Source organism: Rhodobacter sp. Har01 (assembly GCF_020564565.1).
In the GTDB taxonomy this organism is placed as follows: domain Bacteria; phylum Pseudomonadota; class Alphaproteobacteria; order Rhodobacterales; family Rhodobacteraceae; genus Pseudogemmobacter.
The window spans coordinates 154,517-169,490 of record NZ_JAJCTD010000001.1 but is presented as its reverse complement, the minus strand read 5'-3'; the positions used below and the strand labels follow the sequence as shown (position 1 = coordinate 169,490).

Genomic DNA, 14,974 nt, shown 5'->3' with positions numbered 1-14,974 from the left:
CGGATCACCGGCCCCCCGCCTTCCCCTATGCAAAAGCAACCCGGGCAGCCGCGACAGCGGGGGGCAGCGCCTCCCAAGCTCGGCAAGGGACTAAAGCACCGCGTCCAGCGCGGCGATCAGGCGGGCCACATCCTCGGCGCTGGTGTAATGCACCGCCGACATCCGCAACACACCCTTGTCGCGGTCGATCCCCAGCGCCTCCAGCGGCCGGACGGCGTAGAAATCGCCGGCCCAGCAGGCGATCCCGCGCCGGCCCAGCTCTTCCGACATCGGCTCGGCCGGCCCGGCCAGTTCCACAGCCACCGTCGGCGCCCGCAAGGCGGCGTCCCTCGGCCCGATCAGCCGCAGGTCGTTGCGGCCGCCAAGGTAGTCCAGCAGAGGCTGGATGGCGGCAACTTCCTGCGCCCGCATCAGGTCATGCACGCCACGGTTCCGCGCCGCCGCATTGCCGGTGATGCCGTGCCGCGCCGCCAGCGCATCGACGTAATCCGCCATGCCGGCACAGGCCGCGATCTGGGCGTGGTCCGGCCCCGCCGGCGTGTGGCGCTTGTAAAGCGTGCCCTGGTTGAAGAAATGCGCCTGCCCCGGCAGTTCGAACCCGAAGGCCTCGCGCAGCACCATGATGCCCTGATGCGGGCCAAAGGTCTTGTAGGCCGAGAACAGATAGACGTCACAGCCCAGCGCCGGAACATCCGGAAACCCGTGCGGCGCATAGCTCACGCCATCGACCACCGTCCGCGCGCCAGCGGCCCGGCAAATGGCTGAAATAGAAGCAACATCATTGATTTCCGCAATGACGTTCGAGCAGTGCGGAAAACATACCAACCGGACCTTTCCGTCCTGCAACAGCGCCGACAGCCCGCCCGGGCCCAGTGACCCCGTACCCGGATCGACCCGCCACTCGCGCACCTCGATGCCCTCGTCCGCCAGCCGCCGCCAGACCCCCGAATTCGCTTCGTGGTCCTGGTTCGTCACCATCACCGCGCCGTCCGTGCCGCACAGCCACTGCCGCACCGCCTGCGCCAGAACATAGGTATTGGCGCTGGTCGAAGGCCCGAAAGAAACCTCCTCGCGCGCCACGCCCATCATCGCGGCCAGCCGGTCACGCGCCTCGTCCATCTCGGCCCCGCCAGCCTGCGCGCCGGGATAGGGCGCGTAAGGCTGCACCTTGCGGTCGGTGTAGAACCGGGTCAGCCGGTCCACCACCTGCCGGCACGGATAGCTGCCGCCCGCGTTTTCAAAGAAGGCATGCGACGACAACACCGGCGAGGAAAACGCCGGAAACTGCGAACGGACGAAATCAAGGTCAAGCGCCAAGGGCGGCTCCTCTCGGTCAGGCCGCGCGGCCGGTCCACCCGCAGAGGCGGGAAATCCCGGTCCGTGGGCGTGGTCTTCCAGCCAGACCCAAGGGATATCTCTCCCGGGCCAGACCCCGGTCAGGCCCCGGCGTCGCCAGAAGCAGTATCGCCCCCAAAAACCCCGCGCAACCCCCGAACAGACCCGCGCTTGCCTGCCCTTCATCTGTCCGAAAATATCCCGGGGGTGCGGGGGCTGGCCCCCGCGTCTTGCGCGCCGCCGATCAGGCGTTCACGTCCACCACAACGCGCCCCTGCACCGCCCCCTTCAGGATTGCCGCGCCAAGGGCTGGCACCTCGTCCAGCCGCGCCGGGCGGATCATCCCCTCCAGCAACCGCAGGTCCAGGTCGCGGGCGATGCGGTCCCAGATCGCGACCCGCTTCGCCTGTGGCACGGTTACCGAGTTGATGCCCAGGAGGTTCACCCCGCGCAGCAGGAAGGGAATGATGCTCGCCGGCAGCGCCAGCCCGCCGGCATTGCCCACCGCCGCCGCGCTGGCGCCTGCCTTCAACTGCCCCAGCACGCGGGCCAGCATCGCGCCCCCCACGGCATCGATGCAGCCCGCCCAGGTCTCGGCCTCGAGCGGCCGCTTCACCGTCTCGGCGATCTCTTCCCGCGGCACGATCCGCGCCGCCCCCAGACCGCGGAGATAGCTTTCGGTCTCGGGCCGCCCGGTCACCGCCGCCACCTGAAACCCCGCCCGCGCCAGCAGCGCCACCGCGATCGAGCCGACACCGCCGGCCGCGCCAGTGACCAGCACCTCGCCCTGCCCGGGCGCCAGCCCGTGGTCCTCGAGCGCCATCAGCGCCTGCATCGCGGTGAACCCCGCCGTGCCCACCGCCATCGCCGTCCGCGTGGTCAGGCCCGCCGGCACCGCGACCAGCCAGTCGCCCCGCACCCGGGCCTTTTGCGCAAAGCCGCCCCACTGCGCCTCGCCCACCCGCCAGCCGGTCAGGATCACCCGGTCGCCGGGGTTCCAGCGCGGGTCATCCGATGTCTCGACCCGACCGGCGAAATCAATCCCAGGCACATGCGGCCAGACCCGCACCAGCCCACCACCACTGGCCGACAGGCACAGCCCGTCCTTGTAGTTGACGGTCGAATACTCGACCGCAACCGTCACCTCGCCCGGCGGCAGCGCCGCTTCGTCGAGATCTGCCAACCGCGCCTCCGCCGCGCCGTCCTCGGCCTTCTCCATCAGCACTGCCCGAAACATCGCCGCCCCTCCCGAATCCCTTTCCCCAACCCTGCCTGCTGCCCGCTTCACAGGCAATTGCATGCCCCGCGTCCTTGCCGCACGGTACCGGACCTCCCACATTCAAAAATGCGCTTGTGACAGCTGAAACCCTGTCATAGCGTCGCTCCGCCACCCATGGACGGCCGCTTGGGGAAGAGCGCCGGCCGCCGACAGAGGAGTCCCGATGACCCGATCCTTCCGTCTCCTGACCACCGCCGCCTCGGTGCTGGTCCTTGCCACCGCCGCCCGCGCCGCCGACCCCGAATTCACCGTGCTCGACTGGGCCGGGTGGGAGATCGACGGCATGCTGCAGCCCTATGTCGACAAGCACGGCCAGAAGCCCAGCTACGTCTTCTACGCCGACGATGACGAGGCCTTCCAGAAGGTGTCGTCCGGCTTCAAGGCCGATGTCGTCCACCCTTGCTCGGCCGCTGTGCCGCGCTACAAGGACGCCGGGCTGATCGAGCCCTGGGACCCCGCCAAGATCCCCGAGTTCGCCAATATCCCGGCCCGCATGACCGAGGCCTTCAAGGATGACGCGGGCCAGTGGTTCATCCCCACCGACTATGCCTACACCGCCATCGCCTACAACAAGGAGACGGTGCCCGAGGCCGATGTCGGCACCCTTCAGGTCTTTGCCGACCCGAAATACGCCGGCCGCATCTCGCTGCCCGACAACACCGACGACATCTGGTCGCTGGCCTTCCTCGCCACCGGCCTGACCAACTGGGACAGCGTCACCGACGAGCAGTTCCAGGCCGCCGCCGACTGGCTGCGCAAGGTGCATCCGAATGTCCGCAGCTACTGGGCCGACCCGTCGGAACTGTCGCAGCTGATGGCCTCGGGCGAGGTGCAGATCGCCTGGTCGTGGAACGACCCGGTGGCGATCCTGCTGTCCGAGAACTTCCCGGTCGGCTTCAACCGCGCGCCCGCCGAGGGTGCGGCCACCTGGTTCTGCGGCTTCGTCAACATGAAGGACGCGCCCGGCAGCGAAGACAAGGCCTACGACTTCATCAACTCGCTGCTGGCCCACAGTTCGGCCCAGCCGCTGCTGGATGCCATCGGCTATGCGCTGTCGAATGACGCCGCGATGGCCGAGATCCCGGCCGAGACGCTGAAGGCCAGCTACATCGACCCGGTGACGACCACGCTGTTCGCCCAGACGCCCACCAGCCAGGAATTCCGCGACAAGATGATCGAGGAATTCGAACTGATCAAATCGGGCTTCTGACCGCCTGACGTCTGACCAGAACCAGGGCCCGGGCCGGTATTCGCCGGCCCGGGCCTTTGTCATTTTCCTGTTTCGCAAGACTCGCACAATTCGGCGCATGAACGTGCTGCGCCCTGCCCGTCCCTCAGACCTGGGGTTCCTTGAGGATCTCGAACGCGAGGTCATGGAAGAGCACGCCGTCAGCCTCTGGGGCCGATTTCTCCCTTCGGAGCCAAGCGCCTTCGACCTTTGCAACACCCGCATCTACGAGATCGGCGGGCTTGCAGCGGGCTATCTGGTGGTTGAACCGGGCGCCGACCACCTGCGTCTGCGGAAGCTTTACCTTGTCCCCGACTGGCAGGGCCGGGGACATGGGCGCCGCCTGCTTGCCCTGGCCAGATCGCAGGCCGGGGCTGCCGGGCTGGCCTTGCGTCTTTCCGTGCTCCGCAGCAACAGCCGGGCGCTTGCCTTCTACCAACGCGAAGGCATGCAGCCGCTGTTCGAGACCGCAGAGCGCATCTTCCTGGAATACCCGGCGCCCGCGAATGTGGCCTGATCCCATCTTGTGGCGCATGCGCGATGCGCCTATATTCTTCCTGTCCGGGGCAACCCGGACTATGGCGATAAACGCACCTGTAATAATCGGCTCGGACCCGGGGGCGGTACCCGGCGGCTCCACCAATCCTCCCGTTCATTGCGGGCGTGTGGGGCCGAAATAGGATCGACGAACGACCAAAGAGGCCAGCTTTCGCTCGGTGAGGTACCACCGTTATCGGTCCAAGATCACAGTTGCCAATGACAACCGTGCTCCGATGGCGCTGGCCGCGTAAGCGGCTCGCAACATCAAACTTAAGCCCCTGCGCTTAGCCGCGTAGGGCGGGGTTCGCAGGTACCTGGCAACAGAAACCTGCACCTTAACCCCTTCCATTTGGTATGGCCCGCGTCGGCACGACGCATGGCAAACGTCATGACGTGGCGCAGCCGCTTGACCGCCCGGGCATCCCGGCCTAACCCTTTTGCGCATGGGGTCCGCGAACACCCCGTGAGGCCCCGGCCCAAGCGTCGCATCCCTGACCCCTTGCCAAGGATGCCCCCCATGCCCGGATTCGGACTGATCCTTCCCGCCCAGGCCTTTCGCCTGATCGGCACGCCCGACGCGCCGACGGTGTTCGACGTGCGCCTGCCCGAAGACATCGCCGCCCTGCCCCGCACCCTGCCCACCGCCCGGCGCGTCGCGCACGACGCCATCGCCACGCTGGCCGGGCCGCCGGGCCGCGCCATCGTCGCCTGCACCCGCGGCCGCAAGCTTTCGGAAGGCGCGGCGGCGCTGCTGCGCACGATGGGCTGGCAGGCCGAGGTGCTGCACGGCGGCACCCTGGCCTGGGCCGAGGCCGGGCTGCCGATGCTGCCCATTGCCGCCCTGCCCGCCCCCGGCACGCCTTGGGTCACCCGCCACCGGCCGAAGATCGACCGCATCGCTTGCCCCTGGCTGATCCGCCGCTTCATCAACCCCGCCGCCCGCTTCCTGTTCGTCACCCCGGCCGAAGTTCCGGCGGTGGCCGAACACTTCGGCGCGATCCCGTTCGATATCGAGGACGTGCCCTTCAGCCACCGCGGCGCGCACTGCACGTTCGATGCGTTGCTCGACGATTTCGACCTGCATACCGAGGCGCTGGACCGGATGGCGCTGGTCATCCGCGGCGCCGACACCGACCGGCACGAGCTTGCGCCGCAGGCGGCGGGGCTGCTGGCGTTGTCGGTCGGGCTGTCGCGGATGTATCGCGACGACCTGGCCCAGTTGGACGCCGGCATCGCCCTCTACGACGCGCTCTACCGCTGGGCCCGCGACGGCCACGAGGAAGGCCATGACTGGCCGGCGGGGCGCCGCGAATGACGGTCGCACTGGCCGAGCTGACCCGGACCTTCGCCCGCATCGGCTGCCTGTCGTTCGGCGGTCCGGCGGCGCAGATCGCGTTGATGCACCGCATCATCCTGGACGAGAAGAAATGGGTGGCGGAAGGTGACTACCTGCGCGCGCTGTCCTTCTGCATGCTGCTGCCCGGCCCCGAGGCGATGCAGCTGGCCACCTGGATCGGCTGGCGGCTGCACGGCGTGCCCGGCGGGCTGATCTCGGGCGGGCTGTTCGTGCTGCCCGGCGCGCTGGTCGTGCTGGCGCTGAGCATGGTCTATGCCGCTTTCGGCCAGCTGCCGCTGGTCGCCGCCCTGTTCGCCGGCGTGCAGGCCGCGGTCATCGCCATTGTAATCGAGGCGCTGATCCGCGTCTCGAAACGTGCGTTGAAGACTCGCGGGGCGCTGCTGATCGCGGTCGCCGCCTTCCTGGGGCTGTTCGCGCTGAACCTGCCCTTCCCGGTGATCCTGATCGCCGCCGGCCTGTGGGGGTTCTTCACCACCCGCCCCGGCCCTGCACCCGACGCGCCGCCGCCAGCCGCCCTGGCGCGGTCCCTGCGCGCCGCTGCGGTCGGCCTGATGGCCTGGCTTGGCCCGCTGGCGTTGCTGGTGGCCTTTGCCCCCGCGCGGCTGGCAGAGATCGGCCTGTTCTTTTCCAAGCTTGCCATCCTGACCTTCGGTGGCGCCTATGCGGTGCTGGCCTGGATGGCGCAGGAGGTGGTGGAAACCCGCGGCTGGCTCAGCCTGACGCAGATGATGGATGGGCTGGGCCTGGCCGAAACCACGCCCGGCCCGCTGATCCTGGTCAACGAATTCGTCGGTTACCTGGCTGCCCACGCCGCCGGCGGCTGGCTGATGGGTCTGGCCGGGGCCGCCATCGCGGTCTGGATGACCTTCGTCCCCTCGTTCCTGTTCATCTTCGCCGGCGCCCCCTTCATCGAGCGGCTGACCCGGACCCCCCGGCTGTCCGGAGCGCTGGCGGCCATCACCGCCGCCGTGGTCGGCGTCATCGCCAATCTGTCGCTGTGGTTCGCCCTGCACGTCCTGTTCGCCGAGGTCTCGACGCTGACCCTTGGGCCGCTTCGGCTCTTGTGGCCCGACCCGTCCTCGCTGCGCCCGCTTGCGGCCGGTCTGGCCGGCCTGGCGGCGGTTCTGCTGTTGGTCCGGCACTGGCCGCTGGTCGCCGTTCTGGCGGTTTCGGCGGCGCTGTCGGCTGCCGTCCGGGTGCTTTAGGCGCAGGTTGCATCCAGCCGCCTCGGCCCCCTTTCCTTGGGCAACGAATCCCCTATGCTGGCCGCAACGGACGAAGGGGCATCGCATGGTGCGCAGCATCGACTATGGCAATCTCATGCACCGGGCGATGCGCGGGCTGATCCAGAGCGTCCTGCAGGACGTCGCCGAAAACGGCTTGCCTGGCGCGCACCACTTCTTCATCACCTTCGACACCACTCACCCCGACGTCGCCATCGCCGATTGGCTGAAGGCGCGCTATCCGTCTGAAATGACCGTGGTGATCCAGCACTGGTATGAGAACCTCGAGGTGACCGACGACGGCTTCTCTGTCACGCTGAACTTCGGCAACCAGCCCGAGCCGCTGGTGATTCCCTTCGATGCCGTGCGCACCTTCGTCGACCCGTCAGTCGAATTCGGCCTGCGCTTCGAAAGCCATGATGAGGATGAGGGCGAAGAGGACAGCGCCGAGGACAGCGACGATGGCGATGACGACCCGCCGCCGCATGATGCCGAGATCGTCCGTCTCGACCGTTTTCGCAAGCAGTAGCCCTTTGGCAGACGACCTGGACCTGTTCCGCCGCCGCCTGTTGCAGAATCCGCGGCAGGTGTCGGCCATTGCGCCGTCGTCGCGCACCCTGGCGCGGGCGATGACCATGGGGCTTGGCCCGGCCTCGGGTCGGGTGGTCGAGTTCGGCCCCGGCACCGGGCGGTTCACCGAGGCGATCCTGGCGCGCGGCGTGCCGCCCGCGAACCTGACGCTGTTCGAGCTGGACGAAGAATTCATCCAGCATCTTCGCGCCCGTTTCCCCGGGGTAACGGTGCTGCAGGCGGGGGCCGAGGCGGCGCATGAATATCTGTGGCCCGGGGTGCAGACCGTGGTTTCGGGCCTGCCGCTGCTGTCGATGCCGGAACCGCTGCGCCGGGCCATCGTCGCCGCCGCCTTCCGCATCCTTGCCCCGCGCGGGACCTATGTGCAGTTCACCTACGGGCCGCGCCCGCCACTGCCGCCGGACATCATTGCCGCGCTGGGGTTGCGGGTGAACAAGGGCCACCAGATCTGGGCCAACCTGCCCCCGGCCCGGGTCTACCGCTTCCGCCGGGCCTGAAGGGCGGCCTTCGGCATACCATCGCATACCGATTGATTTCGCGCTGCGGCGCAGCTATGCGGGCGGTGAGAGCTTGCAGGAGACTCCGATGACCGTGACCCGAACCGAGACCGACAGCTTTGGCCCGCTGGAGGTTCCCGCCGACAAGTACTGGGGCGCGCAGACGCAGCGCTCGATCATCAACTTCCCGATCGGCTGGGAGCGCCAGCCGGTGCCTATCATCCGCGCCCTGGGGGTGATCAAGAAGGCCTGCGCCCTGGTGAACATCGCCCAGGGGGATATTTCGGCCGAGTTGGGTCAGGCCATCGCGGCCGCCGCGACCGAGGTGATCGCGGGCCGCTTCGACGACAACTTCCCGCTGGTGGTCTGGCAGACCGGCTCGGGCACCCAGTCGAACATGAACGCCAACGAGGTGATCAGCAACCGCGCCATCGAGATGCTGGGCGGGGTGAAGGGGTCGAAGAAGCCCGTCCACCCGAACGACCATGTGAACATGGGCCAGTCGTCGAACGACACCTTCCCCACCGCGATGCACGTCGCCATCGGCATGCACACCCGCGACGTGCTGCTGCCGGGGCTGGAAAAGCTGGCGTCGGCGCTTTGGGCCAAGTCGGCCGAGTTCAAGGACATCATCAAGATCGGCCGGACCCACACCCAGGACGCCACGCCCCTGACGCTGGGGCAGGAGTTCTCCGGTTACGCCACCCAGGTCGACAAGGGGCTGGCCCGGGTCAAGGCCTGCCTGCCCGACATCTATGAACTGGCGCAGGGCGGCACCGCCGTCGGCACCGGGCTGAACACGCGGGTCGGCTGGGATGTGCGGGTCGCGGCGGCGATTGCCGAGATCACCGGCCTGCCCTTCGTCACCGCCCCGAACAAGTTCGAGGCCCTCGCGGCGCATGACGCCATGGTGATGTTCTCGGGCGCGTTGAAAACGGTGGCGGCGAGCCTGTTCAAGATCGCCAACGACCTGCGGCTTCTGGGCTCCGGCCCCCGCTCGGGTCTGGGCGAGCTGATCCTGCCGGAAAACGAACCCGGCAGCAGCATCATGCCGGGCAAGGTGAACCCGACCCAGGCCGAGGCGCTGACCATGGTCTGCGCGCATGTCATGGGCAACGACGCGGCGGTCGGCTTTGCCGGCAGCCAGGGGCATTTCGAGTTGAACGTCTACAACCCGATGATGGCCTACAACGTGCTGCAATCGATCCAGCTTCTGGGCGACGCGGCCGGCAGCTTCACCGACAACATGGTGGTCGGCACCAAAGCCAACGTCGCGCGGATCGACAAGCTGATGAAGGAATCGCTGATGCTGGTCACTGCGCTGGCGCCCACCATCGGCTATGACGCCGCGACCAAGGTGGCCAAGACCGCACACAAGAACGGCACCACCCTGCGCGAAGAGGCCATCGCCCTGGGCTATGTCGATGCCGAGACCTTCGACCGCGTGGTGCGCCCCGAAGACATGATCAGCCCGAAAGGCTGACATGGCCAAGATCGTCAACCTGCGCACGGCCAAGAAGCAGGCGGCCCGCAAGGCCGCCCGCGCGACCGCAGACGCCAATGCCGCCAAGTTCGGCCGCAGCACGGCCGAGCGCGCGCTTGAAACGGCGCGGGCCGCCAAGGCGGCCCGGGATCTGGATGGTCATCTGCGCGACAGCGCGGAGAAGGATCAGGAGTAGATCGCGGCGCGGATGCGGGCGGCATGCGCCTGCTCTTCGCGCTCGCGTGCGGTCCAGAGCGACTCGCGGCTCAGCACGTCGGTGAAGACGGCGGTGACTTCCTCGCGTGAAAGCGGACCCTTCGGCACCTGGCGCACCGCCTTCGGCTCGGGCATCCGGAACGCCGGAACGGCAATGCGAAACGGAGCCTTGGCCTTTCGGCCTTGCCATTTACCCAGACCCAGAAAGTCCAAGCTCATCATCGGTGAAGTCCCCCAGGACCGGGAAGGGCGGCAGCATCCCGGACCGGGCGAATATGGCCAGATGACAGTGCGAAAGATAGGGGGAACCAAGACCGTGTGTTCCCCCTGAAGGCGATCTGACGCAACGTCAGGCTGTACCCGCGCCGGCTTTCCCCGCCGCCCCGGTCCGGCTACCATCGCGTCATGACCCTGCCCCCTTCGCTTCGCCCGCAGAAGCACTCGCTGACCCTGCACGGCCACCGCACCAGCGTGTCGCTGGAACCCGAATTCTGGGACGCCTTGCGCAGCATCGCCGCCGCGCGCGGGGTCGCCGTCAACCTGTTGGCCTCGGACATCGACGCCGCACGGCAGGGCGACGTGGGCCTGGCCTCGGCGATCCGGGTGTTCGTGTTGCGGGAAGTCCGCAGCGCGGATTCTTCTTTGCGGCAGGGTTGATTGCACGAACAAGCTGATCCACGCTTCCTGCACGAAGAGCGAGGAGCAATTTCGTCATGACCTCAAAGATTCATCTCGGTGTGCTTGCCGTCTTTCTGGCATCGGGCACCGCAGCGCAAGCTCAGGATGCCAGCGCCTGGGCCGGCCCCTATGTCGGTCTTCAGGCCGGCATCGGCAACGGATCGCAGGACTACGGCGGCGGCACCACCTACGACATCGAAGGCAACGGCTATGGGGTGTTCGGCGGCTACATGATGGCGACCGGCGCCTGGGCCTATGGCGTGGAACTTTCCTACGCCAAGACCGACTACAGCGAAGTCGATGGCACGGACGAGTTTCCCGACTACAATTTCAACCACACGTTCGATGTGAAGATGCGTGGCGGCTATGCGGTGAACCAGGCGCTGATCTATGGCGTGCTGGGCTATGGCTGGTCGGAATGGGAAGAGGGCGACCCGACGGACACCTATGACGTCGATGGTCTGCTGGTCGGCCTGGGTGCGGACATGATCGTCTCGGATTCGGTTTTCCTTGGCGCCGAGATCCTGCAGCGCGGCATGGACGGAGACTATCCTTTTGAAGCGGATGTCACGACCTTCGGCCTTCGTCTGGGCATGACGTTCTGACGGCGCAGGGCTGCTTCAGCCCGGATCGGCCGCCACGCGCCCCAGCGTGGCGGCAAGATCGCCATAGCCGGTGAAGCGGCGTTCATAGGCCAGGCCCAGTCTTGCGGCGCAGTCGCGGGCCTTGGCGTCCAGTGCCGGGTCGTCGGTCTGGGCCTGATAGACCAGCTTTTCGTAATTGCCGAACATCATGTCCCGCAGGCCGGGGTGGCGGTCCAGTCCCATCGGCCGCCAGACAAAGGCATCAAACTGGCGGACCAGGAAATCGGTCAGGTAGAAGGCTGTGATTTCGGTCTCGGAATGGGCCGCGAAGGCCGCGTTTCCTTCGAAAAACGAATAGCAATGCGGGCCCTCGACCATCTCGACGCCCAATTCCTTGCACTTTTCAAACAATTGACCACCGGTCCCGCAGTCAGCATAGACAACGAAGATCTGTTCGTAGTCGCCGCGCCGCGCCCGCACGGTTTCTTCAACCACCGCAACGATCCGATCGGGCCAGAGGTGCAGGTTCGCAGGCAGGCATTGCAGGTCAAGGTGGGTCCAGCGATTGGCAGCGCGCAGGTCTAGGATTTCGCGCGCCAAGGCCCCACAGGCGACCAGCAGAACCCGCCCCTGCCGGGTTTCGGCCAGTCCTTCTTCGGTCAGCACATCATCAGACGGCGTCACCGCCACTGACGGACCCCAAGGATCAGACTGCCAACCAGCGCCGCGAAAGCCACCGCCGCCAGCGGCGCCTCGGTCCAGACCAGAAGCAGCACCGTCAGACCCGCGGCCAGGATCACCAGTGCCAGAAGTCCCAGAAAATGCGTGAGCGGCATGGTCTTGCCCTCCATGTCTCCAATCTGGGCCTTCCCGCGACAAATTCCAAGTCACGAATGAAAGAGGCCCCGGAGAGTCTCCGGAGCCTGCCGCAACGTCACAGCCGAAACTCAGGCGCTCAGTTGGTTGTGCTTGCGGCTGACCAGCGTCTTGGCGGTTTCCACCGCAACTGCGGCATCGCGGCAATAGGCGTCGGCACCGATGGCGCGGCCGAACTCCTCGTTCAGGGGCGCACCGCCGACCAGCACGATGTAATCCTCGCGCATGCCCTTTTCCTTGAGCGTGTCGATCACGACCTTCATGTAGGGCATGGTCGTGGTCAGCAACGCCGACATGCCCAGAATGTCGGGCTTCTCGCTGTCCAGCGCGGCCAGGTATTTCTCGACGGCGTTGTTGATGCCAAGGTCCACCACCTCGAAGCCGGCACCTTCCATCATCATCGCGACCAGGTTCTTGCCGATGTCGTGGATGTCGCCCTTGACGGTGCCGATCACCATCTTGCCCATCCGCGGCGCGCCGGTTTCGGCCAGCAGCGGCTTGAGGATGAACATGCCGGATTTCATCGCGTTGGCTGACAGCAGCACTTCGGGCACGAACAGGATGCCGTCGCGGAAATCGTCGCCGACGATCTTCATGCCGGCGACCAGCGCCTTGGTCAGCACGTCATAGGGCGTCCAGCCGCGGCCGAGCAGGATGTTGGTGCCTTCCTCGATCTCGTCCTTCAGTCCGTCGTAAAGGTCGTCGTGCATCTGCAGGACAAGCTCATCGTCGGAAAGCTCGGAGAGGATGATTTCTTCGTCGTCGGCCATGGGGCGCTCCGGGGATGGCGTGTTCAGCTTCGTGCATGGGGCGAAAGTGTCGCACGCACTTCTCAGTTAGCGACATGCCCCGGGTGAAAGCCGACAGCAAGGGGAAACCGTTGCGGTGGGGGTTGGCAAACGTTCACTTTTCGTTCTAGTCTGATGCAATGCCCGCGACCCACCCTTCCCTTCTGCCCGGACAACGCGCCCGCGCCCGCGGGGCGACATCGAATGCGGCCGGCCGCTACGAGGGGGCAAGCCGCGAGGCGGTGGACGACGGCTGGGACCTGGCCGAGGAGGATCGGCTGGTCGCCACCGAGGTGCGGCTGGAGCGACCGCGTTCGGCGCTGAGCTGGAACCGCTCGCCCGACCTGCCGTTCGACCGCAGCGTGAATCCTTACCGAGGGTGTGAGCACGGCTGCATCTACTGCTTTGCCCGGCCGACCCACGCCTGGCTGAACCTGTCGCCGGGGCTGGACTTCGAGACCCGGCTGATCGCCCGGCCGGGCATCGGCGCGGTGCTGGAGACGGAACTGCGCGCCCGCGGCTACAAGGTGGCGCCGGTGGCGCTGGGAACCAACACCGACCCCTATCAGCCGATCGAGGCAAAGTGGCGGGTGATGCGCGAGGTGCTGGAGGTCCTGGCCGCGTTTCGCCATCCGCTGGCGATCACCACCAAGGGCACGCTGATCGAGCGCGACCTCGACCTGCTGGCGCCGATGGCGGCGCAGGGGCTGCTGCGGGTGGGGGTGTCGATCACCACTCTGGACGCCGGCCTGGCGCGGCGGCTGGAGCCGCGGGCGGCGGTGCCCGCGCGGCGGCTGGAGGTGATCCGGCGGCTGACCGCGGCGGGCGTGCCGGTGCGGGTGATGCTGGCGCCGGTGATCCCGGGGCTGACCGACCATGAACTGGAGCCGATCCTGCGCGCCGCGCGCGACGCCGGCGCCGTGGGGGCCAGCTGGATCATGCTGCGCCTGCCGCAGGAGGTCTCGGCCCTGTTCTGCGACTGGCTGGCCGAACACGCACCGGCGCGGGCCGCCAAGGTGATGGCCCGGGTACGCGAGGCGCATGGCGGCAAGGACTATGACGCCACATGGGGACGCCGGATGCGGGGAGAGGGGCTCTGGGCGCGGCTGATCGCCCAGCGTTTCGACAAGGCCTGCGCGCGGCTGGGGCTGGCCAAGGACCTGCCGCCGTTGCGCTGCGACCTGTTCGAGGCGCCGCTGGCGCGCGGCAATCAGCCCAGCCTGTTCTGACCGAGGGCCTCGAATTTTCGACGAAAATTCGGACGCCCTTCGATCAGCCGCGGCGCCCGCGGCGTTCGCGTTTCGGGCCGGCATCGTCGCCGGTGCCGTCCGAGGCCGAGGAGAAGGCGCCGAGTTTGGCCGCAATGTCGTCCAGCGTCGGGCGCGGGCCTATCGGGCGGGTTTCCAGCGCGTCGCGCATGGCCCGCAGGTGGTCGGGCATGGTGCCGCAGCAGCCGCCGATGATCCGAACTCCGGCGTCGCGCGCCAGCACGGCGTATTCCGCCATCAGCTCGGGTGTGCCGTCATAGTGGATGTGGCCGTCGTGATACTTCGGAATGCCGGCGTTGCCCTTGGCGATGATCGGCCGATGCGTCCCGGTTGCCAGGAACCCCATAACGGTGCGCATCAGGTCGCTGGCCCCCACGCCGCAGTTGGCGCCGAAGGCAAGCGGCGGATTCGCCAGCGCTTCTACCATCTCGGCCATGGCGGCCGAGGTCACGCCCATCATCGTCCGCCCGGCGGTGTCAAAGCTCATGGTGCCGCACCACGGCATGCCGGCCATCGCCGCCGCCTCGGCTGCGGCCTTGTATTCCTCGGGGGCGCTGATGGTTTCCACCCAAAGCACGTCGGCGCCGCCGTCTTTCAGCCCCTCGGCCTGTTCGTGAAAGATCTCCACCGCCAGGGCATGGGTCATGGTTCCCATCGGCTGAAATATCTCGCCGGTGGGGCCGACCGAGCCGGCGACCACGACCTTTCGCCCCGCCGTGTCGGCGATCTCGCGGCCAAGCTCGGCGCCGACGCGGTTCAATTCGCGCACCCGGCCTTGGGCGTTGTGCAGCTTCAGCCGCGCTGCATTGCCGCCGAAGGTATTGGTGAGAAAGATGTCCGACCCGGCCTCGACGGCGCCCCGATAGAGTCTGCGGATGTTCGCGGGTTGCTCGACGTTCCACAGTTCCGGCGGCTCGCCCGAGGCGAGGCCCATGTTGAAGAGGTTGGTCCCGGTGGCCCCGTCGGCCATCAGCCAGTCGCGGGTGGCAAGCAGCGTGCTCAGCGTGTCGGTCGCCATGGGGGAGTGCCTT

The 14,974-nt window shown here is 67.5% G+C and carries 18 protein-coding genes and 1 other RNA gene; 12 read left to right on the top strand and 7 right to left on the bottom strand.

Going from position 1 to position 14,974, the window contains the following annotated elements:
* Positions 1 to 90 precede the first annotated feature (90 nt).
* Both LHP98_RS00845 and LHP98_RS00840 read right to left on the bottom strand, forming a co-directional pair.
* On the bottom strand, positions 91 to 1,317 hold the full coding sequence (locus LHP98_RS00845; protein ID WP_227250604.1) for an aminotransferase class V-fold PLP-dependent enzyme: 1,227 nt from the start codon (positions 1,315 to 1,317) through the stop codon (positions 91 to 93).
* A 262-nt stretch (positions 1,318 to 1,579) separates the two neighbouring features.
* Complete coding sequence (locus LHP98_RS00840) at positions 1,580 to 2,572, bottom strand: MDR family oxidoreductase (protein ID WP_227250603.1); 993 nt, start codon at positions 2,570 to 2,572, stop codon at positions 1,580 to 1,582.
* Between the two features lie 205 nt (positions 2,573 to 2,777).
* Between LHP98_RS00840 and LHP98_RS00835 the strand changes: the two genes are divergently transcribed.
* From LHP98_RS00835 to LHP98_RS00795, 9 genes are all read left to right on the top strand, one after another.
* A complete protein-coding gene (locus LHP98_RS00835; RefSeq protein ID WP_227250602.1) occupies positions 2,778 to 3,824 on the top strand; it encodes an ABC transporter substrate-binding protein in 1,047 nt (348 codons plus the stop codon).
* 97 nt (positions 3,825 to 3,921) lie between these two features.
* Positions 3,922 to 4,359 (top strand): GNAT family N-acetyltransferase, encoded by a 438-nt coding sequence (locus LHP98_RS00830; RefSeq protein WP_227250601.1) that lies wholly within the window; start codon positions 3,922 to 3,924, stop codon positions 4,357 to 4,359.
* A 3-nt stretch (positions 4,360 to 4,362) separates the two neighbouring features.
* Positions 4,363 to 4,717: a transfer-messenger RNA gene (ssrA, locus tag LHP98_RS00825) on the top strand.
* A 182-nt stretch (positions 4,718 to 4,899) separates the two neighbouring features.
* A complete protein-coding gene (locus tag LHP98_RS00820; protein ID WP_227250600.1) occupies positions 4,900 to 5,697 on the top strand; it encodes a chromate resistance protein ChrB domain-containing protein in 798 nt (265 codons plus the stop codon).
* On the top strand, positions 5,694 to 6,944 hold the full coding sequence (gene chrA / locus LHP98_RS00815) for a chromate efflux transporter (protein WP_227250599.1): 1,251 nt from the start codon (positions 5,694 to 5,696) through the stop codon (positions 6,942 to 6,944). Before LHP98_RS00820 ends, chrA begins: the two co-directional genes overlap by 4 nt.
* 85 nt (positions 6,945 to 7,029) lie before the next feature.
* Positions 7,030 to 7,491, top strand: a complete 462-nt coding sequence (locus LHP98_RS00810) for an SspB family protein (protein ID WP_227250598.1) — start codon at positions 7,030 to 7,032, stop codon at positions 7,489 to 7,491.
* Positions 7,492 to 7,495: 4 nt separating this feature from the next.
* Positions 7,496 to 8,050, top strand: coding sequence for a class I SAM-dependent methyltransferase (locus LHP98_RS00805; RefSeq protein ID WP_227250597.1), 555 nt, complete (start codon positions 7,496 to 7,498; stop codon positions 8,048 to 8,050).
* Between the two features lie 88 nt (positions 8,051 to 8,138).
* Positions 8,139 to 9,533: a class II fumarate hydratase gene (gene fumC, locus LHP98_RS00800; RefSeq protein ID WP_227250596.1), complete on the top strand. Its 1,395-nt coding sequence runs from the start codon at positions 8,139 to 8,141 to the stop codon at positions 9,531 to 9,533.
* A 1-nt stretch (position 9,534) separates the two neighbouring features.
* On the top strand, positions 9,535 to 9,729 hold the full coding sequence (locus LHP98_RS00795) for a DUF4169 family protein (protein ID WP_227250595.1): 195 nt from the start codon (positions 9,535 to 9,537) through the stop codon (positions 9,727 to 9,729).
* On the opposite strand, the gene LHP98_RS00790 is transcribed toward LHP98_RS00795, so the two are convergent.
* Positions 9,720 to 9,971: a hypothetical protein gene (locus LHP98_RS00790; RefSeq protein WP_227250594.1), complete on the bottom strand. Its 252-nt coding sequence runs from the start codon at positions 9,969 to 9,971 to the stop codon at positions 9,720 to 9,722. The two genes, LHP98_RS00795 and LHP98_RS00790, sit on opposite strands and share 10 nt — an antisense overlap.
* 183 nt (positions 9,972 to 10,154) lie before the next feature.
* On the opposite strand from LHP98_RS00790, the gene LHP98_RS00785 reads away from it, so the two are divergent.
* Positions 10,155 to 10,406, top strand: a complete 252-nt coding sequence (locus tag LHP98_RS00785; RefSeq protein ID WP_227250593.1) for a ribbon-helix-helix domain-containing protein — start codon at positions 10,155 to 10,157, stop codon at positions 10,404 to 10,406.
* 56 nt (positions 10,407 to 10,462) lie between these two features.
* The gene (locus tag LHP98_RS00780; protein WP_227250592.1) at positions 10,463 to 11,032 is read left to right on the top strand and encodes a porin family protein; all 570 of its coding nucleotides are present in this window, start codon (positions 10,463 to 10,465) and stop codon (positions 11,030 to 11,032) included.
* A 15-nt stretch (positions 11,033 to 11,047) separates the two neighbouring features.
* Here the strand turns inward: LHP98_RS00780 and LHP98_RS00775 are convergent, their stop codons facing one another.
* From LHP98_RS00775 to LHP98_RS00765, 3 genes are all read right to left on the bottom strand, one after another.
* Entirely contained in the window at positions 11,048 to 11,695 is a 648-nt protein-coding gene (locus LHP98_RS00775; RefSeq protein ID WP_227251516.1) for a DUF1638 domain-containing protein, read from the bottom strand.
* On the bottom strand, positions 11,692 to 11,847 hold the full coding sequence (locus tag LHP98_RS00770; RefSeq protein ID WP_227250591.1) for a hypothetical protein: 156 nt from the start codon (positions 11,845 to 11,847) through the stop codon (positions 11,692 to 11,694). The genes LHP98_RS00775 and LHP98_RS00770 overlap by 4 nt, the downstream gene beginning before the upstream one ends.
* A gap of 111 nt (positions 11,848 to 11,958) precedes the next feature.
* The gene (locus LHP98_RS00765) at positions 11,959 to 12,657 is read right to left on the bottom strand and encodes a corrinoid protein (protein WP_227250590.1); all 699 of its coding nucleotides are present in this window, start codon (positions 12,655 to 12,657) and stop codon (positions 11,959 to 11,961) included.
* Positions 12,658 to 12,815: 158 nt separating this feature from the next.
* On the opposite strand from LHP98_RS00765, the gene LHP98_RS00760 reads away from it, so the two are divergent.
* Complete coding sequence (locus tag LHP98_RS00760) at positions 12,816 to 13,904, top strand: PA0069 family radical SAM protein (RefSeq protein ID WP_227250589.1); 1,089 nt, start codon at positions 12,816 to 12,818, stop codon at positions 13,902 to 13,904.
* Between the two features lie 43 nt (positions 13,905 to 13,947).
* Here LHP98_RS00760 and bmt read toward each other — a convergent pair whose 3' ends face one another.
* Positions 13,948 to 14,961: a betaine--homocysteine S-methyltransferase gene (gene bmt / locus LHP98_RS00755; RefSeq protein WP_227250588.1), complete on the bottom strand. Its 1,014-nt coding sequence runs from the start codon at positions 14,959 to 14,961 to the stop codon at positions 13,948 to 13,950.
* Between the last annotated feature and the right edge of the window lie 13 nt (positions 14,962 to 14,974).

Bases quoted from the DNA above. Each gene is read 5' to 3' on its own strand.
- LHP98_RS00780 (WP_227250592.1), top strand. From the start codon at position 10,463: ATGACCTCAAAGATTCATCTCGGTGTGCTTGCCGTCTTTCTGGCATCG.
- chrA (WP_227250599.1), top strand. From the start codon at position 5,694: ATGACGGTCGCACTGGCCGAGCTGACCCGGACCTTCGCCCGCATCGGC.
- LHP98_RS00840 (WP_227250603.1), bottom strand. From the start codon at position 2,572: ATGTTTCGGGCAGTGCTGATGGAGAAGGCCGAGGACGGCGCGGCGGAG.
- LHP98_RS00770 (WP_227250591.1), bottom strand. From the start codon at position 11,847: ATGCCGCTCACGCATTTTCTGGGACTTCTGGCACTGGTGATCCTGGCC.
- LHP98_RS00760 (WP_227250589.1), top strand. From the start codon at position 12,816: ATGCCCGCGACCCACCCTTCCCTTCTGCCCGGACAACGCGCCCGCGCC.
- LHP98_RS00790 (WP_227250594.1), bottom strand. From the start codon at position 9,971: ATGATGAGCTTGGACTTTCTGGGTCTGGGTAAATGGCAAGGCCGAAAG.
- bmt (WP_227250588.1), bottom strand. From the start codon at position 14,961: ATGGCGACCGACACGCTGAGCACGCTGCTTGCCACCCGCGACTGGCTG.
- LHP98_RS00795 (WP_227250595.1), top strand. From the start codon at position 9,535: ATGGCCAAGATCGTCAACCTGCGCACGGCCAAGAAGCAGGCGGCCCGC.
- LHP98_RS00810 (WP_227250598.1), top strand. From the start codon at position 7,030: ATGGTGCGCAGCATCGACTATGGCAATCTCATGCACCGGGCGATGCGC.
- LHP98_RS00835 (WP_227250602.1), top strand. From the start codon at position 2,778: ATGACCCGATCCTTCCGTCTCCTGACCACCGCCGCCTCGGTGCTGGTC.
- LHP98_RS00765 (WP_227250590.1), bottom strand. From the start codon at position 12,657: ATGGCCGACGACGAAGAAATCATCCTCTCCGAGCTTTCCGACGATGAG.
- LHP98_RS00820 (WP_227250600.1), top strand. From the start codon at position 4,900: ATGCCCGGATTCGGACTGATCCTTCCCGCCCAGGCCTTTCGCCTGATC.
- LHP98_RS00785 (WP_227250593.1), top strand. From the start codon at position 10,155: ATGACCCTGCCCCCTTCGCTTCGCCCGCAGAAGCACTCGCTGACCCTG.
- fumC (WP_227250596.1), top strand. From the start codon at position 8,139: ATGACCGTGACCCGAACCGAGACCGACAGCTTTGGCCCGCTGGAGGTT.
- LHP98_RS00830 (WP_227250601.1), top strand. From the start codon at position 3,922: ATGAACGTGCTGCGCCCTGCCCGTCCCTCAGACCTGGGGTTCCTTGAG.